28 protein-coding genes are annotated in these 25,358 nt (G+C 66.5%); 13 read left to right on the top strand and 15 right to left on the bottom strand.

Going from position 1 to position 25,358, the window contains the following annotated elements:
- From EV656_RS11585 to EV656_RS11570, 4 genes are all read right to left on the bottom strand, one after another.
- Positions 1-561, bottom strand: a complete 561-nt coding sequence (locus EV656_RS11585; protein WP_132604047.1) for a F0F1 ATP synthase subunit B' — start codon at positions 559-561, stop codon at positions 1-3.
- 80 nt (positions 562-641) lie between these two features.
- On the bottom strand, positions 642-878 hold the full coding sequence (locus EV656_RS11580; protein ID WP_074220027.1) for a F0F1 ATP synthase subunit C: 237 nt from the start codon (positions 876-878) through the stop codon (positions 642-644).
- A 46-nt stretch (positions 879-924) separates the two neighbouring features.
- Positions 925-1,674 carry a F0F1 ATP synthase subunit A gene (locus EV656_RS11575; RefSeq protein WP_279432469.1) on the bottom strand — a complete coding sequence of 250 codons (750 nt, stop codon included), beginning with the start codon at positions 1,672-1,674 and terminating at the stop codon, positions 925-927.
- Positions 1,675-1,676: 2 nt separating this feature from the next.
- Positions 1,677-2,012, bottom strand: a complete 336-nt coding sequence (locus EV656_RS11570) for an AtpZ/AtpI family protein (RefSeq protein ID WP_132604044.1) — start codon at positions 2,010-2,012, stop codon at positions 1,677-1,679.
- A gap of 194 nt (positions 2,013-2,206) precedes the next feature.
- Here EV656_RS11570 and EV656_RS11565 point away from each other — a divergent pair, with 194 nt between their 5' ends.
- A complete protein-coding gene (locus tag EV656_RS11565; RefSeq protein ID WP_132604041.1) occupies positions 2,207-2,542 on the top strand; it encodes an ArsR/SmtB family transcription factor in 336 nt (111 codons plus the stop codon).
- A 3-nt stretch (positions 2,543-2,545) separates the two neighbouring features.
- Here EV656_RS11565 and EV656_RS11560 read toward each other — a convergent pair whose 3' ends face one another.
- From EV656_RS11560 to EV656_RS11550, 3 genes are all read right to left on the bottom strand, one after another.
- The gene (locus EV656_RS11560) at positions 2,546-3,418 is read right to left on the bottom strand and encodes a LysR family transcriptional regulator (protein WP_132604038.1); all 873 of its coding nucleotides are present in this window, start codon (positions 3,416-3,418) and stop codon (positions 2,546-2,548) included.
- Between the two features lie 69 nt (positions 3,419-3,487).
- On the bottom strand, positions 3,488-4,690 hold the full coding sequence (locus tag EV656_RS11555; protein WP_207287078.1) for a glycerate kinase type-2 family protein: 1,203 nt from the start codon (positions 4,688-4,690) through the stop codon (positions 3,488-3,490).
- Between the two features lie 143 nt (positions 4,691-4,833).
- The gene (locus EV656_RS11550) at positions 4,834-5,268 is read right to left on the bottom strand and encodes an RrF2 family transcriptional regulator (RefSeq protein WP_132604034.1); all 435 of its coding nucleotides are present in this window, start codon (positions 5,266-5,268) and stop codon (positions 4,834-4,836) included.
- Between the two features lie 145 nt (positions 5,269-5,413).
- On the opposite strand from EV656_RS11550, the gene cydD reads away from it, so the two are divergent.
- The 8 genes from cydD (at position 5,414) to EV656_RS11510 (ending at position 14,780) form a co-directional block, all read left to right on the top strand.
- Positions 5,414-7,120 (top strand): thiol reductant ABC exporter subunit CydD, encoded by a 1,707-nt coding sequence (gene cydD / locus EV656_RS11545; RefSeq protein WP_242469039.1) that lies wholly within the window; start codon positions 5,414-5,416, stop codon positions 7,118-7,120.
- A complete protein-coding gene (gene cydC / locus EV656_RS11540) occupies positions 7,117-8,781 on the top strand; it encodes a thiol reductant ABC exporter subunit CydC (protein ID WP_132604031.1) in 1,665 nt (554 codons plus the stop codon). The genes cydD and cydC overlap by 4 nt, the downstream gene beginning before the upstream one ends.
- Positions 8,782-8,937: 156 nt before the next feature.
- The gene (locus tag EV656_RS11535; protein WP_132604028.1) at positions 8,938-10,542 is read left to right on the top strand and encodes a cytochrome ubiquinol oxidase subunit I; all 1,605 of its coding nucleotides are present in this window, start codon (positions 8,938-8,940) and stop codon (positions 10,540-10,542) included.
- 5 nt (positions 10,543-10,547) lie between these two features.
- Complete coding sequence (gene cydB, locus EV656_RS11530; RefSeq protein ID WP_132604024.1) at positions 10,548-11,699, top strand: cytochrome d ubiquinol oxidase subunit II; 1,152 nt, start codon at positions 10,548-10,550, stop codon at positions 11,697-11,699.
- Between the two features lie 15 nt (positions 11,700-11,714).
- Positions 11,715-11,831, top strand: coding sequence for a cytochrome bd-I oxidase subunit CydX (gene cydX / locus EV656_RS11525; RefSeq protein WP_132604021.1), 117 nt, complete (start codon positions 11,715-11,717; stop codon positions 11,829-11,831).
- A 214-nt stretch (positions 11,832-12,045) separates the two neighbouring features.
- The gene (locus EV656_RS11520) at positions 12,046-13,365 is read left to right on the top strand and encodes an NAD(P)/FAD-dependent oxidoreductase (RefSeq protein WP_132604018.1); all 1,320 of its coding nucleotides are present in this window, start codon (positions 12,046-12,048) and stop codon (positions 13,363-13,365) included.
- A gap of 23 nt (positions 13,366-13,388) precedes the next feature.
- A complete protein-coding gene (locus EV656_RS11515) occupies positions 13,389-13,745 on the top strand; it encodes a DUF5368 domain-containing protein (protein WP_132604015.1) in 357 nt (118 codons plus the stop codon).
- Between the two features lie 24 nt (positions 13,746-13,769).
- The gene (locus EV656_RS11510; protein WP_132604012.1) at positions 13,770-14,780 is read left to right on the top strand and encodes an SLAC1 anion channel family protein; all 1,011 of its coding nucleotides are present in this window, start codon (positions 13,770-13,772) and stop codon (positions 14,778-14,780) included.
- Between the two features lie 80 nt (positions 14,781-14,860).
- Here EV656_RS11510 and EV656_RS11505 read toward each other — a convergent pair whose 3' ends face one another.
- Positions 14,861-15,679, bottom strand: a complete 819-nt coding sequence (locus tag EV656_RS11505; protein ID WP_132604009.1) for a sulfotransferase family protein — start codon at positions 15,677-15,679, stop codon at positions 14,861-14,863.
- Positions 15,680-15,807: 128 nt separating this feature from the next.
- Here EV656_RS11505 and EV656_RS11500 point away from each other — a divergent pair, with 128 nt between their 5' ends.
- Both EV656_RS11500 and EV656_RS11495 read left to right on the top strand, forming a co-directional pair.
- Entirely contained in the window at positions 15,808-17,385 is a 1,578-nt protein-coding gene (locus tag EV656_RS11500) for a DUF5928 domain-containing protein (RefSeq protein ID WP_132604006.1), read from the top strand.
- Positions 17,386-17,393: 8 nt separating this feature from the next.
- A complete protein-coding gene (locus tag EV656_RS11495) occupies positions 17,394-17,777 on the top strand; it encodes an HIT domain-containing protein (RefSeq protein WP_132604003.1) in 384 nt (127 codons plus the stop codon).
- A 16-nt stretch (positions 17,778-17,793) separates the two neighbouring features.
- On the opposite strand, the gene EV656_RS11490 is transcribed toward EV656_RS11495, so the two are convergent.
- From EV656_RS11490 to EV656_RS11480, 3 genes are read right to left on the bottom strand one after another with little or no spacing between them, the layout of a single operon-like run.
- On the bottom strand, positions 17,794-18,579 hold the full coding sequence (locus EV656_RS11490) for a metal ABC transporter permease (RefSeq protein WP_132604000.1): 786 nt from the start codon (positions 18,577-18,579) through the stop codon (positions 17,794-17,796).
- Positions 18,569-19,330, bottom strand: coding sequence for an ATP-binding cassette domain-containing protein (locus EV656_RS11485; protein ID WP_132603997.1), 762 nt, complete (start codon positions 19,328-19,330; stop codon positions 18,569-18,571). Before EV656_RS11485 ends, EV656_RS11490 begins: the two co-directional genes overlap by 11 nt.
- The gene (locus EV656_RS11480) at positions 19,327-19,815 is read right to left on the bottom strand and encodes a helix-turn-helix domain-containing protein (protein ID WP_132603994.1); all 489 of its coding nucleotides are present in this window, start codon (positions 19,813-19,815) and stop codon (positions 19,327-19,329) included. The genes EV656_RS11485 and EV656_RS11480 overlap by 4 nt, the downstream gene beginning before the upstream one ends.
- A 79-nt stretch (positions 19,816-19,894) precedes the next feature.
- On the opposite strand from EV656_RS11480, the gene EV656_RS11475 reads away from it, so the two are divergent.
- Together EV656_RS11475 and EV656_RS11470 are read left to right on the top strand one after the other, a co-directional pair.
- Positions 19,895-20,959, top strand: a complete 1,065-nt coding sequence (locus tag EV656_RS11475; protein ID WP_132603991.1) for a zinc ABC transporter substrate-binding protein — start codon at positions 19,895-19,897, stop codon at positions 20,957-20,959.
- On the top strand, positions 20,956-21,717 hold the full coding sequence (locus tag EV656_RS11470) for a 2-dehydro-3-deoxygalactonokinase (protein WP_132603988.1): 762 nt from the start codon (positions 20,956-20,958) through the stop codon (positions 21,715-21,717). The genes EV656_RS11475 and EV656_RS11470 overlap by 4 nt, the downstream gene beginning before the upstream one ends.
- A 16-nt stretch (positions 21,718-21,733) precedes the next feature.
- Here EV656_RS11470 and bhcA read toward each other — a convergent pair whose 3' ends face one another.
- The 4 genes from bhcA to EV656_RS11450 form a co-directional block, all read right to left on the bottom strand.
- Positions 21,734-22,897, bottom strand: coding sequence for an L-aspartate--glyoxylate aminotransferase BhcA (gene bhcA, locus EV656_RS11465; protein ID WP_132603985.1), 1,164 nt, complete (start codon positions 22,895-22,897; stop codon positions 21,734-21,736).
- A 96-nt stretch (positions 22,898-22,993) separates the two neighbouring features.
- The gene (locus EV656_RS11460) at positions 22,994-23,752 is read right to left on the bottom strand and encodes a lysophospholipid acyltransferase family protein (protein ID WP_132603982.1); all 759 of its coding nucleotides are present in this window, start codon (positions 23,750-23,752) and stop codon (positions 22,994-22,996) included.
- Complete coding sequence (locus EV656_RS11455; protein WP_243695703.1) at positions 23,752-24,651, bottom strand: cell division protein FtsX; 900 nt, start codon at positions 24,649-24,651, stop codon at positions 23,752-23,754. Before EV656_RS11455 ends, EV656_RS11460 begins: the two co-directional genes overlap by 1 nt.
- A complete protein-coding gene (locus tag EV656_RS11450) occupies positions 24,648-25,325 on the bottom strand; it encodes a cell division ATP-binding protein FtsE (protein WP_132604119.1) in 678 nt (225 codons plus the stop codon). The genes EV656_RS11455 and EV656_RS11450 overlap by 4 nt, the downstream gene beginning before the upstream one ends.
- Positions 25,326-25,358 lie beyond the last annotated feature (33 nt).

Below are 25,358 nucleotides of genomic sequence, written 5' to 3'. Positions count from 1 at the left end.
CTACCCTTTCAGCTTGGCGTCGACCGCCGCGTTGACGGAAGAGGCGTCGGCGCGGAAGCCCATGGCCGCCACGACGTCCAGCGCGGTCTGCTTGGCAACCTCGGTGACGCTTTCCATGGCGCCGGCGCGGATCTCGGCGATCTGGGCCTCGGCCTCGGCCTGCTTGGCCGCGATCTCGGCATCCGCCTTGGCGGTGGCGGCGTCCAGGTCGGCCTTGATCTCGGCCTTGGTCTCGGCAACGATCCGCTGCGCCTCGGCACGGGCATCGGCCAGCGCCTTTTCATAGGCGCGCTCGGCCTCTTGCGCCTGAAGCTTCAGCTCTTCGGCGGTGGCGATATCGTTGGCGATGGTGCCCTGGCGTTCAGCCAGAACCGCGCCGATGCGCGGCAGCGCGATGCGCGAGAGCACGAAATAGATAACGACCAGCGTAACCACGAGCCAGAAGATCTGGTTCGGGAAGGTCGAAAAGTCGAGCTGCGGCATACCGACAGCTTCACCGCCATGCGCGGCAGCGTCGGCGGCGTGGGCAGCCCCTTCGGCGGTGTGCGTTTCTGATGCCATCTCGGTCCCCTGAAACCTGATATTACACCGGGTGGGTGCGTCTGCGCCCACCCGGCCGTAAGGATCGGATCAGGCGTGTCTTAGACAGCGAACATCAGCAGAAGCGCGACCAGGAACGAGAAGATCCCCAGGGCTTCGGCGAACGCGATACCGATGAACATGGTGGCGGTCTGCGAAGCGGCCGCCGAGGGGTTGCGCAGGGCACCCGAGATGTAGTTGCCCACGACGTGGCCCACACCGACGGCGGCGCCGCCCATGCCGGTGCACGCAAGACCGGCACCGATGTAGGCACCCATTTGAACGATATCGCCTTCCATGTCGATTTCTCCTTACGTTGGAATTGGCAGATTCTGTGATTGCGTCTTAGTGGTGCGGATGCAGCGCATCGCGCAGGTAGACGCAGGTGAGGATCGCGAAGACATAGGCCTGGATAAAGGCAACCAGTGTCTCCAGCGCGTAAACGGCGGTGATGGCGGCCAGCGGGAACACGGCCCCCACGCCCAGCACCCCGGCAAAGCCCGCGAACACCTTGATAACGGCGTGGCCGGCCATCATGTTGCCGGCAAGCCGGATGGAGTGGCTGACCGGGCGCACGAAGTAGGAAATGATCTCGATGATCGCCAGGATCGGCCGCAGCACCAGCGGCGCCTGGTCGATCCAGAACAGGCGCAGGAAACCGGCGCCATGTTTCACAAAGCCCAGGATCGTCACGCCGAAGAACACCGCCAGCGCCATGGTCGCCGTCACCGCGATATGCGAGGTGGTGGTAAACGCCGTCGGGATCAGACCCAGGAAGTTGGCGAAAACGATAAAGATGAACAGCGTCATGATGTAGGGGAAGTATTTCAGGCCGTCCTTGCCTGCCACATCCTCGACCATCTTGTAGACGAAGCCGTAGGCCAGTTCGGCCACCGACTGCATGCGCGAGGGCACGATCGCCCGGCCGCGCGTGCCGATGACCAGCAGCAGCACCACACACAGCACCGAAATCGCCATCCACAGCGTCACATTGGTGGGCGTGTACCAGTGGATGGCATCGCCGCCGAACAGAGGCTTCACGATGAACTGGTCCATCGGGTGGATTTGCAGGCCGCCGGTCGCTTCTTCCGCCACGTTCAATCCCTCGTCTCATCCGCGGCCTGCGCCGCCTGTTGTGCCTGGACCTCTTGTGCCGAGCGCATCATCACGCGCACCCCGGCCGCAAAGCCCAGCAATATGAACAGCACCAGGAACAGCGGCATGGTTCCCAACCAGGTATCCACCGCAAACCCGATGCCGAAGCCGATCCCCAGACCGGCAACAAGCTCTATCACCATCCGCCAGGCCAGTTGCGCCTGAGAATAATGTTCGTCCTGGTGGCGCGTCTCGGTCTGTTCGACCTCGGCTTTCTTCAGCGTCTTGATGCGGGCTTCCAGCCGCTCAAGCCGTTCTTTTTCGGCCGGGTCGATCATGTCGAGTGCCCCTTGGACAGTCGCCGTGAACCTAGAGAGCGGCCCGAAATGAGTCAAGCGTCATGCAAGTTGCGCAACCCGTTGATACTAAATACTTTTGCTTTCTGCGCACCCGCCCCACGACCCGCGCCAGGCCCCGCCGCATATTCAACCGAAAGGTTGACGAATGCCGCGCCAGCGCCGAAGCTGCCCCCATGGATGACAAGCTGGACCTGGTCTTTGCGGCACTCGCCGACCCGACGCGGCGGGCGATCCTGGTGATGCTGCTAGAGGACGACATGGCCGTCACCGACGTAGCGGACCCCTTCGACATGTCCCTGGCTGCGGTTTCAAAGCATCTGGGCATCCTGACCCGCGCCGGGCTGATCAGCCAGGAAAAGCGGGGCCGCGTGAAGTGGTGCAAGCTGGAACCGGACGCCATGCGCGATGCCAGCATCTGGATGCAAAGCTTTGGCCAGTTCGAGGCGGTGAACCTGGACGCGTTCGAACGTTTCCTTGAGGCCGAACTGGGGGCCGCCGATCCCGCCTGATCGTCAGGGCCAGCCCTGCGCCGCCTCTTTCAGACGCGCGGTCAGGGCCTGCACCTTGGCGCTGCGGTGCAGGTCGACATGGGTCACCAGCCACAGCGACACTGCCCATTCGTCCAGCGGCGGGTGCATTTCCACAAGGTCGGGATCGCCCGCCGCACGCCAGAGCGGCACGAACCCGATCCCTGCACCGGCCTGCACGGCCTCGATGCAGGCGCGCGCGTCCGAGGCGCGGAACCGGATACGGTCGCCCGGCACATTCGCGGCCAGCCATTGGTTGAAGGGCGCGCGGTGCCCCTCGTCCGCGTGGCCGACAAAATCATGGGCGGCGAAATCCTCCAGCGGGCCGCGCCGCTGGACATAGCTGCGATGCGCGAACAAGGCCGTGCGCTGCACCCCCAGTTCCTGCACGATGTTGTCCGGCTCGTCCGGGCGCCCGCCCGCCCGCACGGCCACATGGGCCTCGCCGTATTCCAGCCGGAACAGGCGCGCATCGGCCAGCAGGCGCACGGACAGATCGGGATGTTCCACCTGGAACCCGGCCAGGACCGGCACCAGCAGGGGGGCCAGCGCATCCACCGTGGTCAGGGTCAGTTCCCCGGTCATGGCGCTGCGCTGCCCCTTCAGCCGACCGGCCAGCTGGGTGAACTGATCGTCGGTAATCTGGGCGACCCGCAACAGATCCTCTCCGGCCTCGGTCGGGGTATAGCCGCGGGCGTGGCGCTGAAACAGCTTGACGCCCAGCCGGGCCTCTAGCGCGTCGACATGGCGGATCACGGTGGCGTGGTGTACGCCCAGATCCTCGGCCGCGCCGCTGACCGTGCCCCTCCGGGCAACGTGATAGGCGGTGCGGATTTCGTCCCAGGTCTCGACCGACATTGTGCGCATCCTCACAGAAGCCTCTCTATCACGAGCTATTGTTCGAATTCGCCAAGTCCAGCAGGAAACTCAGCCCTTGGGCGGCTGCACCAGGATCGCGCGGAAATCGTTGACGTTGGTCAGGGTCGGGCCGGGGATCACCTGCGCCCCCACGCCCGCGAAAAAGGCGTGGCTGTCATTGGTCGCCAGCGCCACCGCCGGGTCCAGCCCCAACGCCCGGGCACGGTCCAGCGTGGCGGGGCCGATCACCGCGCCCGCGACCTCGGCCGCGCCATCGACGCCATCGGTATCACAGGCAATCGCGTGGATCCCCGGCGCGCCCGCCAGTGCAGCCACCAGCGCCAGCGCGTATTCGGCATTCGGCCCGCCCAGACCGTCCCCGCGCCGGGTCACCGTGCATTCGCCCCCCGACAGCAGCACCAGCGGCCGCGCCCAGGGCGCCATCGCTCGCTGCCGGTCCAGCGCCAGCGCGGCATGCTCGGCGGCCAGTTCGCGCGCCTCGCCCTCCAGCGCGTCGCCCAGGATGTCTACGTCGCAGCCAGTGGCGCGTGCCAGATCGGCGGCGGCGGCCAGCGATTGGGCGGGCGCGGCGATCACGCGGTTGTCCACCCGCGCCAACTGCGCCGCATCGGGGGCCAGAACGCCCGTTTCCCCCGCCAGCACATCCGCCACGGATTTCGGCGGCACGATGCCCCAGCGATCCAGGATCGCGCGGGCATCCGCCGGGGTGCTGGCATCCCCCACCGTGGGGCCGGACGCGATAAAGGCCGGATCATCGCCGGGCACATCGGAAATCATCAGCGCCAGCATCCGCGCGGGATAGGCGGCGGCGGCCAGCTGCCCGCCCTTGACCCGGCTCAGATGCTTGCGCACCGCGTTCATCTGCCCGATCGGCGCGCCAGAGGCCAAGAGCGCCGCGTTCACCTGCCGCTTTTCCTCCAGCGTGATCTGGCCCGCGGGCTGGACCAGCAGCGCCGACCCCCCGCCCGAGATCAGCGCCAGCACGAAATCGCCCTCGCCCAGCCCCTGCAACAGGCGCAGCATCCGCCCGGTGGCGACATCGCCTGCCGCGTCGGGCACGGGGTGGGCGGCCTCCACCACCTCTATCCCCTGGCAGGAGCGCGCATAGCCATAGCGGGTAATCACCAGCCCCGCGCACGGCCCCCAGGCGGCCTCTACCGCCTCTGCCATCCGGGCCGAGGCCTTGCCCGCCCCCACGACCACCACCCGCCCGTCAGGCCGGGGCGGCAGGGCGGCGGGCACGACGCGCATGGAATCGGCCGCGGCAACGGCGACATCGAACAGCGCGCGCAACAATGTGTCGGGATCGTCCGGGATCGGGGGCGAGGCGTAGGTCAAGCGTGGCTCCGGGTTTTGCCCGTTCTACCCTGCCGCACGCCCTGCTGCCAAGCGTATCAGCCCAGCGTCAACGCCGCTTCCAACGGCTGGTTGCCGTTCACCAGATCCGCCAGCGTGACCGAGTCCAGCTCGGCGTAGAATTCAGCCAGGGCCTTTTGCAGGGTGCCCTTCAGTCGGCAGGAACAGGAAATCGGACAGGTGTTGGTTTCGGGGTCGAAACATTCCGCAAAGGGAACGCCCGCCTCCAGGTGGCGGAACACCTCGCCCACGGTGATATCCTCGGGCGCGCGCTTCAGCGTCAGCCCGCCATGGCGGCCCCGGGTGGTTTGCACCAGACCGTGATTGGCCAGCGTGTTGATGACCTGCGCCATGTGGTTTTCAGAGGTATTGCAGGCCTGTGCGATATCGGCCTTGCGCACAGTCCGCCCACCGTTCACGGCGCAATACATCAGCGCGCGCATGGCGATATTGGTGCGGATCGTCAGCCTCATCCGATGGTTCTCTTTGCCAACCGTCGTGGATAATGATTTATCTCACATACGGGTTCCAACAAGCATAGGGCCTGTTAAAGATCACGCAAGTCCCGTGAAACACAGCACGGGCCACACCGGAAAACGCGAAGGGATTGGGCAGGTCTTGAGCCGGAAACGCGCGAAGAAGGACGACCCCGCCGCCCGGCGGCTGGCCGCGATGACGGCGCCCGTGCGGCGCGAACTGGAACGGGCCGGGCTGCTGGCCACTGCGGCGTCCCTGCTGTGGCTGATCCAGGCGGGCGCGGTGGCGCTGGCCATCGCGCACATGCTGGAACCCGAACGGATCTGGGGGCATCCGGGGCTATATGCCCTGATCTTCATTGCCGTGGGGGTGCTGCGCGCCCTGCTGGACAATCGGGCCGGGGCGCTGGCCTTTCGCGCCGCCGACACGGTGCTGGCCCGCGAACGCGCCAAGCTGATCGAACGTGAATCGCGCCGCGCCACCGACGACCCCGCGCGCCCCCCCGCCGCCAAGACCGCCACCCTGGCCGCCGAAAAGCTGGCCGCGCTGACGCCCTTCCTGACCCGCTATGCGCCCGCCAAGCGGCGCGCAAACGTGGTGCCGCTGGTGATCCTGGCGGTGGCCTTCTACTTTTCCTGGGCGGTGGGGCTGGTGCTGCTGGTCGCCGGGCCGCTGATCCCGGTTTTCATGGCCCTGGTGGGCATGGCCGCCAAGAAGGCCAGCGAACGCCAGATGGAAGAGCTGTCCAACATGAACGTCCTGCTGCTGGAACGGCTCAGCGCGCTGGTGGATATCCGCCTGCTGGACGCGACCGAACGGACCGTGGGCGGCTTTCAGGGCGCGGCCGACCGGCTGCGCGCCCGCACGATGGAGGTGCTGCGCGTCGCCTTCCTGTCCTCCACCGTGTTGGAACTGTTCGCCGCGATCGGCGTGGCGATGGTCGCCGTCTTCGTCGGCTTTTCCCTGCTGGGTGAGCTGGAGTTCGGCGCCTGGGCCACGCCCCTGACCGTGGCCGAGGGGGTGTTCCTGCTGCTGCTGGCGCCCGACTACTTTCAGCCGCTGCGCGATCTGGCCGCCGCCTGGCACGACAAGGCTGATGCCAGCGCCGTGGCCCGCGAATTGCACGATCTGGAATCGCAAGAGGAAACCTCCTTCCTTGGCACCGGCGCGGCCGCTGCCCCGCTGGGCACGCCGGCCACCTTGTCGGTGCGGGGGCTGGCCTACCGCCCACCGGGCGGGCGGCTGATCCGGTTTCCCGATTTCGACCTGCCCCCCGGTGAAACGCTGGCCGTCACCGGCCCCAGCGGCATCGGCAAATCGTCCCTGCTGAAACTGATCGCCGGGATGGCCGCCCCGACAGAGGGCGAGATCCGCATAGGCGATGAGGTGTTGAACGCGGACACCGCCGACGCCTGGCGCGCCCGGCTGGGCTGGCTGCCGCAGCACCCGCGGTTCCTGTCAGGCAGCCTGCGCCACAACCTGACGCTGGCGGTGCGGCCCGGCCGGGCGCTGCCGCTGGACCGGGCGCTGAAACTGTCCGCCGCCGACGCGGTGGTGGCCACCCTGCCGCGCGGTCTGAACACCCGCCTGGGCGAAACCGGCATGGGCGTGTCGGGCGGCGAGGCGCGGCGCCTGATCGTGGCCCGCGCGGCGCATGCCCATCCCGACCTGCTGCTGGCGGATGAACCCACCGCCGACCTGGACGCGGAAACCGCCGCCCAGGTGACCGAGGGGCTGCTAGGCCTTGTCGCCACCGGCACGGCGCTGATCGTGGCCACCCATGACGCCGACCTGGCCGCCCGCATGGACCGCCAGATCGCGATGACCCCGGCGGAGGACGCGGCATGAAGGACATCCTGCATATCCTCCGCCTGATCTGGCGCAAGCAGCGCACCTCTTTGATCCGGGGCACGGCGCTGGCCGTTGCGGTGGTGGCGATGGGCGTGGCGCTGCTGGGCCTGTCGGGCTGGTTCATCACCGCCGCCGGGGCGGCGGGGCTGGCGGGCATCGGCATCGCCTTCAACGTGTTCCAGCCCTCGGCCGGGGTGCGGCTGCTGGCGCTTGGCCGAACGGCAGCACGCTATGGCGAACGATTGCTGACCCATGACGCCACCCTGAAAAGCCTGACCGACATCCGCGTCGGGCTGTTGCGCGGGGTGCTGGCGCTGCCGTTCCAGACGCTGTCGCGGCTGCGCGGGGCGGAAACGATGAACCGGCTGGTCGCGGATGTGGATGCGCTGGACGGCATCGCCCTGCGCCTGTTCATTCCCGCGGTGGCCGCCGTGGTGGTCTATGTCGCCACCTTCGCGCTGTTGGCGTGGCTGACCGATCCGATCCTGGCCGCCTGGATCGTTCTCAGCTTTACCGTCGGCGTCGGGATCGTGCTGGCCTGGACCGCGCGCCACGCCAAGGCGCCCTCGCGCCGGGCGGAAAAGGCATTGCAGGCCTTTCGCATCCGGGTGATCGACCTGCTGCGCGTGCGCGACGATCTGGTGGTCTATGGCCGCCTGCCCGATCAGGCCGCCGCCGTGGACACCGCCGAAACCCGCATGCGCGAAAATCTGGACGCAACCGACCGGCTGGAACGGCGCGCGGGGCTGCTGCTGGCGCTGACGGCCACGATCTCGGCCGGTACGGCGCTGTGGTTGGGCAGTGCGCTGGCCGCACGCGGCACGATCACCCCGGCGCAGGCGGCCCTTGGGTTCTTTGCCACGCTGGCGCTGACCGAAACCGTGCAACCGCTGCGCCGCGGGCTGGCCGACCTGGGCCGGATGCTGGACGCCGCACGCCGGGTGCGCCGCCTGCTGCCCGAGGATGAGGGCCAGCCGGTGCCCGCGCAGCCCCACGCCGCGCCCCGGCCTGTGCCCACCGCACCCGCGCTGGACCTGGCGCATATCCTGTACCGCCATCCTGGCGCCGAACGGCCGGTGCTGGACGATTTCACCCTCAGCGTGGCCCCCGGTGAAACGGTGGCCCTTGCCGGGGCGTCCGGGCGGGGCAAAAGTACCGCACTCGGGCTGGCGGCCGGGCTGATCCGGCCCGATGCCGGGCAGGTTCTGCTGGGCGGGCGCCCCCTGTCCGATATCCCCGAACCGGCCCTGCGGGCCGAGATTACCTATCTGCCCCAGCGCAGCGCATTGCTGGGGCACAGCTTCTTCGAGATGCTGGCCCTTGCCGACCCGTCCCTGACCGAGGACCGCGCTCTGACCGTGTTGGAGGCCGTGGCCCTGTCAAGCACCGTGGCCGGGCGCGGCGGGCTGCATGCCCCCCTGTCAGAGAATGGCGCCGGCCTGTCGGGGGGCGAACAGCGCCGCCTGGCCGTGGCCCGCGCGCTGGTGCGTCGCCCCCGCGTTCTGCTGCTGGACGAACCGACCGAAGGGCTAGATCGGCCTACCGCGCAACGTGTGCTGGCAGGGATTCGCGAGACACTGCCAAAGGCCGCCATCCTGACCGCATCCCACCGTAAGGCAGAGCAGGATTGGGCCGATCGGCTGATCCGAATGCGCTAGGATCGATTCGGCGGATTAAAATATGCATCTCGGAGATGTGATATTGATCTAGGTCAAAGTCCGCACACGAATGTATACCTAGAAAAACTCTAATATGCGCATTTTGTCGCATATCGAAGGGAAATAGTACGGTATCGGCCTTAGGAGGTCCGCCCAATGGAACTCGACGTAGTCGAGCTGTCACGGCTCCAATTTGCCATGACAGCTATGTATCACTTCCTCTTCGTGCCGCTCACGCTTGGTCTGTCGATCATCGTGGCGATCATGGAGACGGTCTATGTGATGACCAACCGCCCGATCTGGCGCCAGATGACGAAATTCTGGGCCACGCTCTTCGGCATCAACTTTGTGCTGGGGGTCGCGACGGGCATCACCATGGAATTCCAGTTCGGCATGAACTGGAGTTACTACAGCCACTATGTCGGGGACATTTTCGGCGCGCCGCTGGCCATCGAGGGCCTGATGGCCTTCTTCCTTGAGGCGACCTTCGTCGGGCTGATGTTCTTTGGCTGGGACAAGATGTCGAAGGTCACCCACGCTGTGGTGACCTGGCTGGTCGCCATTGGGTCCAACTTCTCGGCGCTGTGGATCCTGATCGCCAACGGCTGGATGCAGAACCCGGTCGGGGCCGAATTCAACCCGGTGTCCATGCGGATGGAGATGACCTCGTTCTTCGAGGTGATGTTCAACGAGGTGGCGCAGGCGAAATTCGTGCACACCGTGTCCGCCGGTTACGTGACCGCCTCGGTCTTCGTCCTCGGCGTGTCGGCCTGGTACCTGCTGAAGGGCCGCCATACCGAGCTTGCCCGCCGCTCCATCGCGGTGGCTGCCAGCTTCGGCCTGGCCTCGGCGCTGTCGGTGGTCATCCTGGGTGACGAATCCGGCTACTCGGCCACGCACACCCAAAAGATGAAACTGGCCGCGATCGAGGGCATGTGGGAAACCGAAGAGGCCCCCGCGCATTTCAACCTGATCGGCGCCCCGAACATGGAAGAGCGTGAAACCCAGTTCGCGCTGAAGATCCCTGTCGTGATGGGCCTGATCGGCACCCGCTCGCTGACCGAGGAAATGCCGGGCATCAACGACCTGGTGGACGAGGCCGAGGACCGCATCCGCGACGGCATCATCGCCTATGACGCGCTGATGGACATCCGCGCCGCCAAGGCCGACGCCACGCCGGAAATGACCGCGCGCTTTGAAGAGCATAGCGACGATCTGGGCTTTGCCTTCCTGCTGAAGCGCTATGTCGAGGATCCGCGTGACGCGACCGAGGAACAGATCGCGCAGGCCGCGTTCGACACCGTGCCGGGCGTGCCGCAGCTGTTCTGGGCGTTCCGCATCATGGTGGCGCTTGGCTTCGCCTTCGTGGCGGTGCTGGCCTACTTCTTCGTCCGGGCGTCGTTCTACAACATGCGTTTCCCGCGCTGGTCGCTGTGGATGGCCGTTATCGCCATTCCGACCCCGTGGATCGCCGCCGAAATGGGCTGGTTCGTGGCAGAGTTCGGGCGTCAGCCCTGGACGGTGGACGGTGTCCTGCCGACCGCGTTGTCCGTGTCCAACCTCAGCGTGACCCAGGTTGCCCTGACGCTTGCGGGTTTTGTCACCTTCTACTCGATCCTCTTCATCATCGAGATGAGCCTGATGGTGAAATACATCCGCAAGGGCCCGTACATGGATGTCGCCGAAACCGACGCCTGGACCCAAAAGCACAACGACCGGCTGTCCGGCCGGGGTGACAGCAGCGTCCAACCCGCGGAGTAAATGCAATGATCCTTCATGAATTCATGGATTTCGAAGTCCTGCGGGTCATCTGGTGGCTGCTGCTGGGCGTGCTGCTGATCGGCTTTGCGCTGACTGACGGCTTCGACCTTGGCGTGGGGGCGCTTCTGCCCTTCGTCGCGAAAACCGACGTTGAGCGCCGCGTGGCGATCAACACCGTGGGCCCCGTCTGGGAAGGGAACCAAGTCTGGTTCATCCTGGGCGGCGGCGCCATCTTCGCCGCTTGGCCGCCGCTTTATGCGGTCAGCTTTTCGGGCTTCTACCTTGCGATGTTCCTGATCCTGGCGGCGCTGATCCTGCGCCCGGTGGGGTTCAAGTATCGCTCCAAGCGTGAATCCGAAACCTGGCGGTCGGCCTGGGACTGGGCGCTGTTCGTCGGCGGCTTCGTGCCTGCGCTGATCTTCGGTGTGGCGGTCGGCAACGTGCTGCAGGGCGTGCCCTTCTACCTGACCGAGGATCTGATGCCGATGTACGAGGGCAACCTCTTCGGTCTGCTGAACCCCTACGCGCTGCTGGCCGGTCTGGTCTCGGTCGCGATGCTGGTGATGCACGGCGCCGCCTGGCTGGTGCTGAAGACCGAGGGCATCGTCGCCCACCGTGCCCGCATCTTCGGCACCTACGCGGCGCTTGTGACCATCGCGCTGTATGTGCTGGCGGGCCTGTGGCTGGCCGCCGGGGTCGATGCCTACGCCTTTACCGGCGAGGTGGTGACCGACGGGCACTCCAACCCGCTGCTGAGCGAGGTGGAAAAAGGCGGGTCGTGGATGGCAGCCTATGCCAGCCGTCCCTGGATCGCGATCGCGCCCATCCTGGGCATCGCGGGCGCGGCGCTGGCCTTCCTGGGCTTCAAGGCCGGGAAAGAGGGCTGGACCATGATCGCCTCGAAACTGTCGATCACGGGCATCATCTCCAGCGTGGGGCTGACCATGTTCCCGTTCATCCTGCCCTCCAGCATCGAGCCGAACTCGTCGCTGACGGTCTGGGACAGCTCGTCCTCGCACCTGACGCTGTTCGTGATGCTGGTCTCGGCGGTGATCTTCGTGCCGATCATCCTTGCCTACACCGCCTGGGTCTACAAGGTGCTGTGGGGCAAGGTGACCGCCGAGGATGTCCTCGACAACTCCGACAGCGTTTACTGAGAAAGGAGCAGCTAGATGTGGTATTTCGCCTGGATTCTCGGCCTTCCGCTCGCCGCACTCTTCGCCGTGGTGAACGCAATGTGGCTGGAAATGCACTCCGACAGCGAAGTCATGGATAACGGCGACAAGTAACGCCGTTTCCCTTCGGGCGGCCCCTTTCCGGGGGCCACCCGCCTGCGCCGGCCTGCATTGCGCGGGCCGGTTTTTTTCTGGCCCGCGGACAGCCAGGCGCGGCGCGAAAAAAGTCCTTTCACCTGAAACATGAATCTTTGACAGGCCTTCGGAATCGCGTATACACACGCATACACATGCACGCATATGAATGTTTCTCGGAGGAGACCCACGCATGAAAGACCTCGACCAACTTACCGCTTCGCGCCGGGCCTTCCTGGGGATGGCTGCGGGCAGCCTGGCGCTGGCGGGCGCTGCGGGCCCCGCGCGCGCCGAAAAGGTCAAGACCAAGGCCAACATCGTGATCCTGGGCGCCGGTGCCGCGGGCACCGCCATGGCCAACCGCCTGGTCGAACGTCTGGACGGCGCCAAGATCACCATCATCGACGCGCGCAAGCGGCACCTGTACCAGCCCGGTTTCACCCTGGTCGCCGCCGGCCTGAAATCGGCCGATTACCCGGTCAGCCGCACAACCGACTGGCTGCCGCGCGGCGTGGACCTGATCGAAGAGGGCGCCGCCGAGATCGACCCCGAGGGTAACAAGGTCGTCACCACCGGCGGCAAGACCGTCGCCTATGACTTTCTGATCCTGGCCACCGGCCTGAAACTGGACTGGGATGCCGTCGAAGGGTTCGACATGAACATGGTCGGCACCAACGGCATCGGCGCCGTCTATGCCGGCCCCGAAAAGGCCGCCGACACCTGGGCCGCGATGGATCGCTTCACCGACGAGGGCGGCAAGGCCGTCTTCTTCCGCCCGGCCACGGAAATGAAATGCGCCGGCGCGCCGCTGAAATACACCTTCCTGACCGATGACTATGCCCGCAAGAAGGGCAGCCGCGGCCGGGTGGACATCAACTACTTCGCCCATGGCGGCAGCCTGTTCTCGGTCCCGATCGTGAACGAGAAGGTCCGCATGCTGTATGACGACCGCGGGGTGAAAACCGAATACAACCACGTGATGAAGGCCATCGACCCGGGCAAGAAGATCATCACCTTCTCTACCCCCGAGGGCGATGTCGAAACCGATTACGACTTTACCAACGTCATTCCGCCGATGGTGGCGCCCGATGCGGTGCGCAACTCTCCGTTGCCGTGGCAGTCGGGCAAATGGGTGGACCAGGGCTGGGCCGAGGTTGACAAGGAAACCCTGCGCCATGTCCGCTATCGCAACGTCTTTGCCGTGGGCGACATCGCGGGCGTGCCGAAGGGCAAGACCGCCGCGTCGGTCAAGTGGCAGGTGCCGGTGGCCGAGGATCACCTTGTCGCCGATATCGAGGGCAAGCTCAGCCCCTCGACCTACAACGGCTACACCTCGTGCCCGCTGATTACCCGCGTGGGTCGGGCGATGCTGGTGGAATTTGACTACAAGAACAACCTGACGCCCTCCTTCCCCGGCGTGATCGCGCCGCTGGAAGAACTGTGGATTTCCTGGCTGATGAAGGAAGTGGCGCTGAAGGCAACCTATAACGCGATGCTGCGCGGCAAGGCGTAAGCCCGCGCGAGGAGGACCAAGACATGAAAGAACTCACTCTCGAAACTTTGATCGCTGTTTTTCAAGAGATTTTTGGCAGCGCGCTGTTCTGGGCGATGGTGGTCGTGGCCATAATGATTACTCTTGCATTCATCTTTGTTCTGATTCGCGACCGCAGCATCGAAGGACGCTATCTGGCGCGGGCCGAATTGTCGGCCCCGATTGGCGGGATCGCCGCGATCCTGTTCGTGCAATACATGACGAATTCGGGATTCTCCGACATCGGGGGGCCGATCGACCTAATCGTATTGCTGATGACCGGGGTAGCGGGGGCCGGCGGCCTGACCTTCCTGGCCTATGTGGTCCAGGCCTTCACGCGGCGGCGCGGCGAGGAACGCTAACGTCTTCAAGGAGTCTCTCAAGAGATGACCGCATCCGCAGAAAACCACGCAGGCGCAGGCGGCGAAAGCCGCCTGGCCCATTACCCGATCACCTTTTTCGCAACCGTCATGGGCATGGGCGGGCTGACCCTGGCGCTGCACGCCGGGGAAAAGGCGTTCTGGCCCGCCGCCGCCGGTGAGCCGCACACCCACCACCTGTATTCCCATGTCGCGTTCTATTTCTCGGCCGCGCTGCTGGCGGTCGTCGCCCTCGGCTATCTGCTGAAGGTTCTGTTCCACTTCAAGATGGCGGCCTGGGAATGGCACCACCCGGTGCGGCTGGCCTTCTTCCCGACGATTTCGATCTCGCTGATCCTGATGTCGATCATCACGATGAACCAGTATCCGCCGCTGGCCGAGCCGCTGTGGATCGTGGGCACCACGCTACAGGGTCTCTTGTCGCTGCTGGTCATCTCTGACTGGATCGGTCACCGTGATTTCAAACCCGGGCACCTGAACGCGGCGTGGTTCATCCCCCCGGTGGGCAACATCCTGGTCCCGATTGCCGGGGCGCAGCTGGGCTATACCGATATTTCCTGGCTGTTCTTCTCGGGCGGGCTGCTGTTCTGGGTGGTGCTGCTGGCGCTGGTGATGAACCGCCTGACCTTCCACGACCCGCTTCCGGGCCGGTTGCAGCCGACGCTGGTGATCCTCATCGCGCCGCCTGCCATCGGCTTTATCGCCTGGATGAAGATCAACGGCGAGCTGGACAATTTCGCCATGTTCCTGATCAACGCGGCCTATGTGTTCGCCCTGATCGTGGCAACGCAACTGCCCAAGATCCTGAAGCTGCCCTTTGCCCTGTCGTTCTGGGCGCTGTCCTTCCCGCTGGCCGCGCTGACCATCGCGACCTTCCTTTACGCGGGGCAGACTGGCTCCATGGTGCATACCTACCTGGGCGGTGGGCTGCTGGGCCTGTTGGTGGTCATCATCGCCTTGCTGCTGGGCCGCACGGCCGTCGCCATCGCCCGGCACGAAATCTGCCAGCCTGAATAAGCGGGCTGGGAAACGAACAAGGGGCGGTGCCGGTGGCGCCGCCCCTTTGCGTTAGACCGTAGCCCCCGTGCCGTGCCGCCCTACTCGCCCAGCTTGGCGTGCACCTCGTCCAGGTCGACCTCGCCGATGGGCATCTTGTTCCCCGGATTCTCGAAATCGTATTTGAACAGCTCGAAGTCGCGCTTGTAGATCTCATAGACTAGGTGCATCGACAGGTCGTCGAAATAGGCCTCTACCGGGTGGGCGCGTTTCGGACCGTGCCCCGAGGATTCATTGAACCGCGGCACCGCGCCCAGATCTACCGCGTGCTGCGTTTCCACCGCGTCCAGCACGCCCTGCATCCCCTCGTTGAACTTCTCGGTAAAGAAGATGTGGTCGTAGCGCCCGCCATTGACGATGAAGGTCGAGATATGCCCCGACATCGCCGACCAATGGATGTCCGGGTCCATTGGGCGGCGCCAGCGGATCGTGTCGCGGGCAAACAGCAGGAAACGCCGGAAACTGGCGATCTGGTCGAACTCCTGCTTGCCGTCCTCGCCGCCGACCTCGATGCCGTATTTCTGGATCAACAGCGGCACCAGCTTGCCCCGATAGCGGTTGCCGTTGCGCTGGATGCCGCAGATCTTGTCAAAGAAGGACGACAGGATGCGCGTGTAGGGGTTGCGCACACAGGTAAAGGCAAACGCCTCGTGCCCGCGCACCACGCGCTCAATCGGGGCGTGGCTGTCCTCGATCGCCCATTTGTGCAGGCCGGACGTGGCATCGTGGATGTCGCCGTCAAAAAATTCCCCGTGGTCCGAGAAATACATGATCTGCCCGATGGTCGAGCAGGCGCATTTCGGCACCACCCGGTAGACCATGCTTTCGCTGTCCGTCATCCATGTGCCGGGAAACCCCATGCGCACCTCCTGTCGGCGGCACCCTGCGCGCCGCGCCCTTGGGACTAGAAAACAAAACTGACATTTTTTTTCAACGGCCCTGACGATATCTGGTAAGGCCAGAGCGAGGCAAAGATAAGAATGGGCAGATGTCGAGGATTGCCTACATCCTGTTGTGCCACAAGGACCCGGACGCGATCATCCGGCAGGCCGAACGCCTGACCGCGACCGGCGATTTCATGTCGATCCATTTCGACGCCCGCGCCCCGCGCGAAGACTATGAAAAGATCCGTGCCGCGCTGGACGGCAATCCGGCCATCACCTTTGCCCGCAAGCGGATCAAGTGCGGCTGGGGGGAATGGTCCCTGGTGCAGGCCACGCTGCACGCGGTCGAGGCCGCGGTAGAGGATTTTCCCCGCGCCACCCATTTCTACATGCTGTCGGGCGACTGCATGCCGATCAAGACCGCGGAATTCGCCCATGATTTCCTGGACGCCACCGATGCCGACTATATCGAAAGCTTCGATTTCTTTGAATCGGACTGGATCAAGACGGGCCTGAAAGGCGAACGGCTGATCTATCGCCACTTCTTCAACGAGCGGAACAGCAAGTGGCTGTTCTACACCAGCTATGAGTGGCAAAAACGCTTGGGCCTGACGCGGGCGATCCCCGAAGACCTGCAAATCATGATCGGCAGCCAGTGGTGGTGCCTGCGCCGCCGCACCATAGAGCAGGTGCTGGATTTCTGCCGCGCCCGCCCCGACGTGATGCGCTTCTTCCGCACGACATGGATTCCGGACGAAACCTTTTTCCAGACGCTTGTGCGCCACCTGGTGCCGCGACAGGAAATCCGCACCCGAACGCTGACCTTCCTGATGTTCTCGGATTACGGGATGCCGGTGACGTTCTACAACGATCACTACGACCTGTTGCTGTCCCAGGACTTCCTGTTTGCGCGCAAGATCTCGCCCGAGGCGCAGGAACTGAAACGCCGGCTGGGGGCGCTGTATTCGGCCACTGGCGTATCGTTCCAGCTGTCGAACGAGGGGCGCAGCCTGTACAAGTTCCTGACCGGCCGGGGCCGGATCGGCCAGCGCTTTGCCCCCCGTTTCTGGGAAAAAGAGGCCACGCTGGGCCGCGACCGCGAGCTGATGATCGTGACCTGCAAGAAATGGCATGTCGCCAAGCGGCTGCTGCACGAGGTCCGCCAGCGCACCAACCTGCCCGCGATCGAATACCTGTTCCACGAACAAAGCACCCCGCTGCCGGACCTGGGCGGCATCCAGGCCACCCTGGAAAAGCGCACGCGCCACCGCCGGGCGCTGATGCGGATGCTGTTCGACTATTACCAGACCGACCGGCTGATCATCTGCCTGGACCCGGCCGATCTGGACCTGATGCACGATTTCTATGGCGACCGGTCGCGCACGCGCATGCTGGAAATCCAGTGCCAGTTTTCCGATGAATACCTGCTGGGCCACGCTCACCGGGTGGGGCTGGCCGGCGAACACACCCCGCCCGAGGTCGAGGCCCGCCTGCTGCCGACGATCCGCAACGACGTTATCTTTGAGAGCGACCGCATCCGCGACGCAGAGTTTCCCCATCTCTATCGCATGCGCGAAACCAACAGTCCCGAACAGAATGCCGTTCCGCTGGCGGCCTTCCTGTCGATCCCGCACGACCAGGCGCGCGAGATCGCACAAACCCCCTATCTCTTCTCCGATTGAGGATACCCATGCCCTACGCCTATGACGACCAGAACATCTTTGCCCGCATCCTGCGCGGCGAGATCCCGAACGACACCGTGCTGGAGACCGAGCATTCGCTGGCCTTCAACGACATCGCGCCCCAGGCGCCGGTGCATGTTCTGGTGATCCCCAAGGGCCCCTATGTCTGCTACGACCACTTCGCGCTGGCGGCCAGCGACGCCGAGATCGCGGATTTCACCCGCACCATCGGCCGCGTCTGCCAGATGACCGGGGTGCAGCCCGGCGATGATGGCGCAGGCTTTCGCCTGATTTCCAACGCCGGGGAAAACGGCGTGCAAGAGGTGCCGCACCTGCACGTTCACATCCTGGGCGGCCGCCCGTTGGGCCGGATGCTGCAACAGGCGGGCTAATTGCCTAAGTGCCGGTTCAGCCCTGCCGCGGCAGCAGCAGGCTGAACCCGAACAGCACGGTCGCGGCCACCACGATGGACGGCCCCGCGGGCGTGTCGAACTGCATTGATCCCCACAGCCCGCCCATCGCTGCCAGCGCACCGATGCCCGACGCCGCCAGCGCCATCCCCTCGGGCGAGCGCGCCAGGGGCCGCGCGGCGGCGGCGGGCACGATCAGCAGCGCCACGATCAGCAGCGCGCCCACGACCTGCAACGCCACCGCCACCACCAGCGCCAGCGCCAGCGTCAGCACCAGCCGCTCGCGCGCCGGGTCCAGCCCGGCGGCGGTGGCCAGGTCGTCGCTGACCGTCACCGTCAGCAGCGCATTCCAGCGCCACAGCAACAGCGCCACAACCGCCAGCGCACCGGCCCAGATCACCGCCAGTTCGCCCCGGTTCACCGCCAGGATATCCCCGAACAGATAGGCCGTCAGGTCCACCCGCACCCCGTGCAGGAAGGACACCGCCACCAGCCCGAAGGCCAGCGCGCCATGGGCCAGCACACCCAACGCTGTATCCACCGCCATGCCGCGCCCCGACAGGTGCAGCACCGCCAGCGCCATCGCCAGTGCCGTGGCCAGCGTACCGGCAAAAATCGAAATCTCGAACCCCAGGGCCAGCGCAACGCCCAGCACCGCGGCATGCGCCGTCGCCTCGCCGAAATAGGCCATGCGACGCCACACGACAAAGGCCCCCAGCGGCCCCGCCGCGACCGCGACGGCCAGCCCCGCCAGCGCCGCGCGCAGCAGGAAATCATCCAACATCGGCAGCCTCTTTTTCGGGGGCAGCATGATCGCAGGCGTCGTGGGCGTGGTCATGCTTGTGCCGGTACAGCGCCATCGTGCCATGCGTCCCCAGCCCGAACAGCGCCCGGTATTCCGGCGCGGCCGTCACGACATGCGGTTGGCCCTGGCAGCAGACATGCCCGTTCAGGCAAACCACGCGGTCAGATGCGCTCATCACAACGTGCAGGTCGTGGCTGACCATCAGGATCGCGGCGCCGGTGTCGCGGCGGACCTCGGCGATCAATTCGTAAAAGGCCGCCGTTCCGGGCTGATCCAGCCCCTGCGTCGCCTCGTCCAGGATCAGCAGGTGCGGATCCGCCAACAGCGCGCGCGCCAGCAGAACCCGCTGAAACTGCCCCCCCGACAGGCCGGTCATCTGCCGCCGTTCCAGCCCCGCCACGCCGACGCGCGCCAGCATCGCCGCGATTTCGTCACCGCGCTGCGGGACCGGCAACGACAGGAACCGCGCCACCGTCAGCGGCATCCGCGCATCCACGGCCAGTTTCTGCGGGACATAGCCGACCCGCAGCCCCGGCCGCCGCGTCACGCGGCCCGCGCTTGGCTGCACCACGCCCAGCAAGGCCCGCACCAGCGTAGATTTGCCCGACCCGTTGGGGCCGATCAGCGTGACGATCTCGCCCGGGGCAACGCTGAAATCCACATTATGCAGGGCAGGCGTCGCCCCATAGGAAACCGCCAGCCCCTCGGCCGCGATCAGCGCATCGGTCATCCGGCGGCCTCCTGGCAGGCGGGGCACAGGCCGGTGGCCTCGATGCTCATCCGGTCAATGGCAAAGCCCACCGCGCCTGCCGCCTGGTGCATAGCCTCGGCCACGGCGGTGCCCGGGGCCTCTGCCAGGGTGTGGCACCGGTCGCAGATCAGGAAGGCGGGCATATGCGGTTCGCCGGGATGCAGACAGGCGGCAAAGGCATTCAGCCGCCGGATACGATGGGCCAGCCCGTTTTCCACCAGAAAGTCCAGCGCGCGATAGGCCACCGGGGGCTGCCGGGCGAACCCGTCCTCCACCAGCCTGTCCAGCACCTCATAGGCGCCCAGGGCCTTGTGCGCCTCCAGCAGGATTTCCAGCGTGCGCCGCCGCACCGGGGTCAGGCGCAGGTTCCGCGCGCGGGCCACTTCCTCGGCCCGGGCCAGCGTCGCCGCACGGCAGGCCGCGTGGTCATGGGCGGAAAACGCAAGCGTCGTGTCCTGATCCATTACTTCGCCTCTTGACTTGTTATTACATAACATATTCATTCCCCCCTCAACAACGCAACCTCTTTCGATGGAGTGCCCGATGTCCCCCTTGCGCCCCCTTCTGCCGCTGGCCCTGATCGCCACGCCCGCCCTTGCCGAACCGCCCAGCGTCATGACCGATATTCCGCCGGTCCATGCGCTGGCAAGCTCTGTCATGGGTGACCTGGCTGCGCCGGGCATCCTGCTGGATCAGGGATCCGACCCGCACCATTTCCAACTGCGCCCCTCGCAGGCCCGCGCCCTGTCAGACGCCGATCTGGTGTTCTGGGTGGGGCCGCGCATGACCCCCTGGCTGGGCCGCGCGATCGAGGGCGTTGGCCTGCAAGGCGAAGCGATCGCCCTGATCGACCTGCCCGAAACCCACCGCCAGAATTTCGGCGAGGCCGCGGCGCACGATCACGATCACGATGACCACGACGCGGAAGAGCATGCACACGAAGACGTCGGCCATGACGACCACACGGACGAGCATGCGCACGAAGAAACCGGCCATGACGACCACGCAGACGAGCATGCGCACGAAGAAGCCGGCCATGACGATCACGCGGAACATGCCGAAGACGATCACGGCCACAGCCATTCCGGCTTGGACCCCCACGCCTGGCTGGACCCGGCAAACGCCCGCGCCTGGACCCGTGCCATCGCCGCACGGCTGAGCGCCGCCGATCCCGAAAACGCCGCCATCTATGCCGCCAACGCGGATGCCACCCTGGCCGCCATCGACGCGGCCGAGGCCGAGGTGCGCGAAATCCTTGCCCCTGTGGGCGACGCGCCGGTCATGGTGTTCCACGATGCCTATGGCTATTACGCCGCCCATTTCGGGGTGAACGTGGCCGGCAGCATTGCCCTGGGCGATGCCGCCAACCCCGGCGCGGCGCGGCTGTCGGCCCTGCGCGACCACCTGCGCGAGGATGACATCGCCTGCATCTTCCCCGAGGCGCAGCATGACCCCGCCTATGTCGCCGCCATCGTCGAGGGCACCGGCACCCGCGTCGGCGCTGCCCTTGATCCTTCGGGCAGCACGCTGGAATATGGCCCAGCGCTGTACGGCACGCTGCTGACCGGGCTGGCGCGCGACATTGCGGAGTGTGTGGGACAGGAATGACCCAAACGAACTGGATCGCCGCAGCGCCCGCCCCCACGGGCTGGGCGCTGCGGGCCATGACAACGGATGGCGGCGTGCTGCGCGAGGGGCACGCCGCCGCACTATCTGCCCAGGCCCTGGACAGCTTTGCCGGGGCATCGGTGCCCGTGGTCGCCGCCGGGGCCGGGGCTGCGCCGCGCGCCCTGCCCTGCGCACCGCTGGGCGACACCATCGCGCTGGACGATTTGGACGGCGTGGCCCGGCTGGCGGCGATCCCGCCGCTGGCCCAGCAATCCCCCGGCGCGCGCACGGCGGGCGAGGAAACCGCCATCGCCGGGTTTCTGTCGTTGAACAAAGACTTTGACGGGGTGCTGTGCCTGCCCTGCCCGGTGCAAACCCTCTGGGCGCATATCAGCGCGGAAGAGGTGGTCAGCATGCAGCCCTTTGCCACCCCGCGCCTGGCCGCCGCCCTGGGCACGGATGCGCCCCTGGCCGATTTCGACGCGGCGCTGTCCGACACGCTGTCGCGGCCCGAACGGCTGGCCGCGCATCTGGCCGACCCGGCGCGCGGCTGTCCCTGGGGCCATCTGATCGGCGCGGAACTGGCCGCCGCCCGCCCCTGGTGGCTGGGCCAGCAGGTCGCGGTGATCGGCACCGGCACGGTGGCTGCGCATTACACCCGCGCCATCGGCACGCAGGGTCTGGCACCGGTTCAGGCCGACGGCACGGCAATGCTGCTGAAAGGCCTGGCCGAGGCGAAACGGCGCGCGGGGCTGTAACCCCGCGCCCGCCGGATCAGCCCGCGCGGGTTTCCCGATACCACGCCTGCGCCGCGGCCACACCGCTGCCCGGCGTCACGTCCATGCCGAAATCGGCCATGGCCATTTCCGCCGTCGCGATGCCGGCCAGCGCCATCACATCGGTCATCATGCCCAGGTGCCCGATGCGGAACACCTTGCCCGCAACCGCGCCCAGCCCCGCGCCGAACGCCACCCCATAGGCGCTGGCCGCATGGGCCACCAGCGCGTTGCCGTCCACGCCCTCGGGCACGACAATGGCCGTCACCGTGTCGGAGTAAAGCTCGGGCGATTGCGCGCAGGGGCTCAGCCCCCAGGCAGCCACGGCACGGCGCACACCCTCGGCGATACGGTTGTGGCGCGCGGCGACCGCCGCCATCCCCTCGGCCAGCAGCATGTCGGTGGACGCGGCCAGCCCGTTGATCAGGGCCACCGGCGGCGTATAGGGGTAGATGCCCGACAGCATGTCGCGAATGTCGAAGAAACAGCGCGGCAGCCCGGCATCCTGCATCGCGGCCAGGGCCTTGGCACTCAGCCCCACGATTGCCAGGCCGGGCGGCAGCATGAACCCCTTTTGCGACCCGGACACGGCAACATCCACGCCCCAGGCCGCCATCTCGAACGGGATGGAGGCGATGGAACTGACCCCGTCCACCATCAGCAGCGCCGGGTGCCCGGCCCCGTCCAGCGCCGCGCGCACCGCCCCCACGTCAGAGGTGACGCCGGTTGCCGTTTCGTTATGGGTGACCAGCACCGCCTTGATCGCGTGGCCCGTATCGGCGGCCAGCGCCTGTGCAAAGGCATCGACCGGCACGCCGGCGCCCCAGGGCGCCTCGACCACCTGCACATCCAGCCCGTGGCGCTGGCACAGATCGATCCATTTCTGGGAAAACATGCCATGGCGGGCGGCCAGCACCTTGTCCCCGGGCGCCAGGGTGTTGGTGACTGCCGCCTCCCATCCCCCGGTGCCGGTGGCGGGGAACAGAACGACCTCGCCCCCTACGCCCATGTTCAGAACCCGCGCAACGCCCGCGCGCGCCTTGTCATAGATCGGCGGGAACGCGGCCGAGCGATGATCCATCGTCGGAATATCGCAGGCCTTGCGGATCGTCTCGGGGATATTGGTCGGGCCGGGGATGAAAACAGGGTTCTGATCGGACATGGGGCGCGCCCTCCTGGATCTGTGATCGCCAAGGGATAGCGCGGCCGCTGCCCCGTGCGCAATCTTTTTGGTAAGGAAATATATCCGGTTTCGTGCTTACACCGCGTTTTGTGCCGCCCGCGCCGCGGGCGCGTCGAACCCGGCCTCTGCCATCAGCCGGTCCGAGGCCCCCTCGACCGTCGCTTCCAGCTCTTCCATGAAGGTGTCTACCGGCTTGCCCCCGGGAATGGTGGGCAGGAATTCCAACACCGCCAGACCCGGCTTGCGATAGATGCCGGTCCGGGGCCAGAACACGCCCACATTGGTCGCCGCCGGCACGCAGTCATGGCCGAACTGGTCATACAGAACCCCGGTGCCGATCTTGTAGGGGCGCGTGGCGTCGGGGGCGACGCGGGTGCCCTGGGGGTAGATGATAAGCTGGCCGGGCGCCTGCCGCCCCTCTGCCACGCGTTTCACCATGTCCTGGATCGCCTGCCCGCGCTTGCCCCGATCCACCGGAATGCACCCGATGCGCATCGCGTACCACCCCAGGATCGGCGCCCATTTCAGCGACTTTTTCATGATGAAGCGCGGCCGCGGCACCACGCTGACCAGCATGATGATGTCAAAGAACGACTGGTGCTTGGACGCGATCAGAACCTCGCCCGAGGGCGGCGTACCCCGGATTTCGGACCGCAGCCCGATCATCCAGCGCGCCGTCCAGCGCACGTAATGGCAATAATGGTGCACCGCGTGGAACGCCCAGTCGCGCGACAGCATCGCGGGGATCGTATAGACCAGCGCAAAGATCGGCATCGCCAGGTACATCTGCCCGACGAAAAGCAGCGAGCGCAGATATTGCAGCGCGTATCGCATCAGGTAATCCCTTTCAGAACCCGGAACGCGGCAAAGCGCGTCGCCCAGAATGCCACCAGGCCCGCCAGCGGCGGCAGCGCCAGCGGCCACAGCCAGTCCAGCCCGCGAAAGCCCAACCCGGTCAGAAATCCGGTGCCGTCCCCGCCCGGCATCAGCGCGACCGCGACCATGCCCGCTGCGGTGCCCAGGGCCGCCCCCTCTAGCGCGCGGCGGGTAAAGCGGCGCACGAAGGCCCGCGCGATGAACGCATCGCGCGCGCCCACCAGGCGCAAGACCTCGATCACCTGCGCATTCGCGGCCAGCGCGGAATTGGCCGCCAGTGTGATCATCGCGCCCATCGCCGCCCCGATCAGCCCGATCGACAGCCAGCCCAGCCCCCGCAGCCGGTCGGCGGCGCGCACCAGCGGGCGGCGCCAGCGGGTGTGATCGTCCAGCACCGCGCCCGGCGCCTCGCCGGCCAGGCGCAGGCGCAACGCATCCGCATCGAACCCGGTCTGGGTTTCCGTCACCTCGACCATGCGGGGCAACGGCAGGGTTTCCACAGGCAGGTCGGGGCCGAACCACGGCTCCAGCAGGGCGCGCTGTTCGGGTTCCGTCATCGGACGGGCGGTGGCCACGCCGGGGGTGGTGCGCAACACCTCCATCACGGCGGCCAGCTGGGTGTCCATCTGTCCCGCAGGCGCCGACAGCCGCACCGTGGCGGTGCGGGCCAACGCGTCGCCCCAGCGGTCGGCCAGGTGACCCGCCGACAGCGCCAGCGCCAGCGCGAACACCGCCAGGAACGCCATCGCGGCCGCCGTGAACACCGTCAGCCGCGCGGTAAAGCCCGAGGGCGGCACCACGCTGCCCGCGCGCGGATCGCCACGCAGCAGCCGCAGGGCGTCGGCCGCGCCGCTCACAGGTCCGCCCCCGCCAGGTTTAGCTGCCGGTCCTTGATCCGCAGCACGCGGGCGGCGACCTGCGCCTTGGCCGCGCGGATCAGGTTCAGGTCATGGGTGGCGATCAGGATCGTCTTGCCCATGCGGTTCAGTTCCACCAGCAATTGCAGGATGCGCAGGGACATTTCCCAGTCGATATTGCCGGTCGGTTCATCGGCCAGGATCACGTCCGGCGCCATGATGACCGCCCGCGCCAGGGCGGCACGCTGACGCTCGCCCCCAGACAGTTCGGGCGGCAGGGCATCGGCACGCGCGCGCAAGCCGACCCAGCCCAGCAATTCGTCGATATTGTTCCGTTCGTCATCGGGATCCTGGCCAGCGGTCAGCAGGGGCAGCGCGATGTTGTCGATCACCGGCAGATGGTCCAGGAACCGGCAATCCTGGTGCACCACCCCGATCCGGCGACGGGTGCGGGCGATCTGGTCGCGATCCATCCCCCGCACATCCGCCCCGAACAGGCGCACCGCACCGGCGGTCGGCACCAGTTCGGCGTAACAAATCTTCAGAAACGTCGTCTTGCCCGCGCCCGACGGGCCGGTCAGGAAATGGAAGGCCCCCGGCGCCAAGGTCAGCGAGATGTTCGACAAAAGCTCGCCGCCGCCATAGCTGTGGGACACGTTGTCCAGTTCGATCACGCCACGCTCCGCCATCTGGGCCGGCCCCTGTAA

The sequence above is a fragment of the Rhodovulum adriaticum genome (assembly GCF_004345735.1).
Lineage (GTDB): Bacteria > Pseudomonadota > Alphaproteobacteria > Rhodobacterales > Rhodobacteraceae > Rhodovulum > Rhodovulum adriaticum.
Note: the sequence above shows the minus strand (reverse complement) of the source record. Positions and strands in the feature narration are given on the sequence as shown.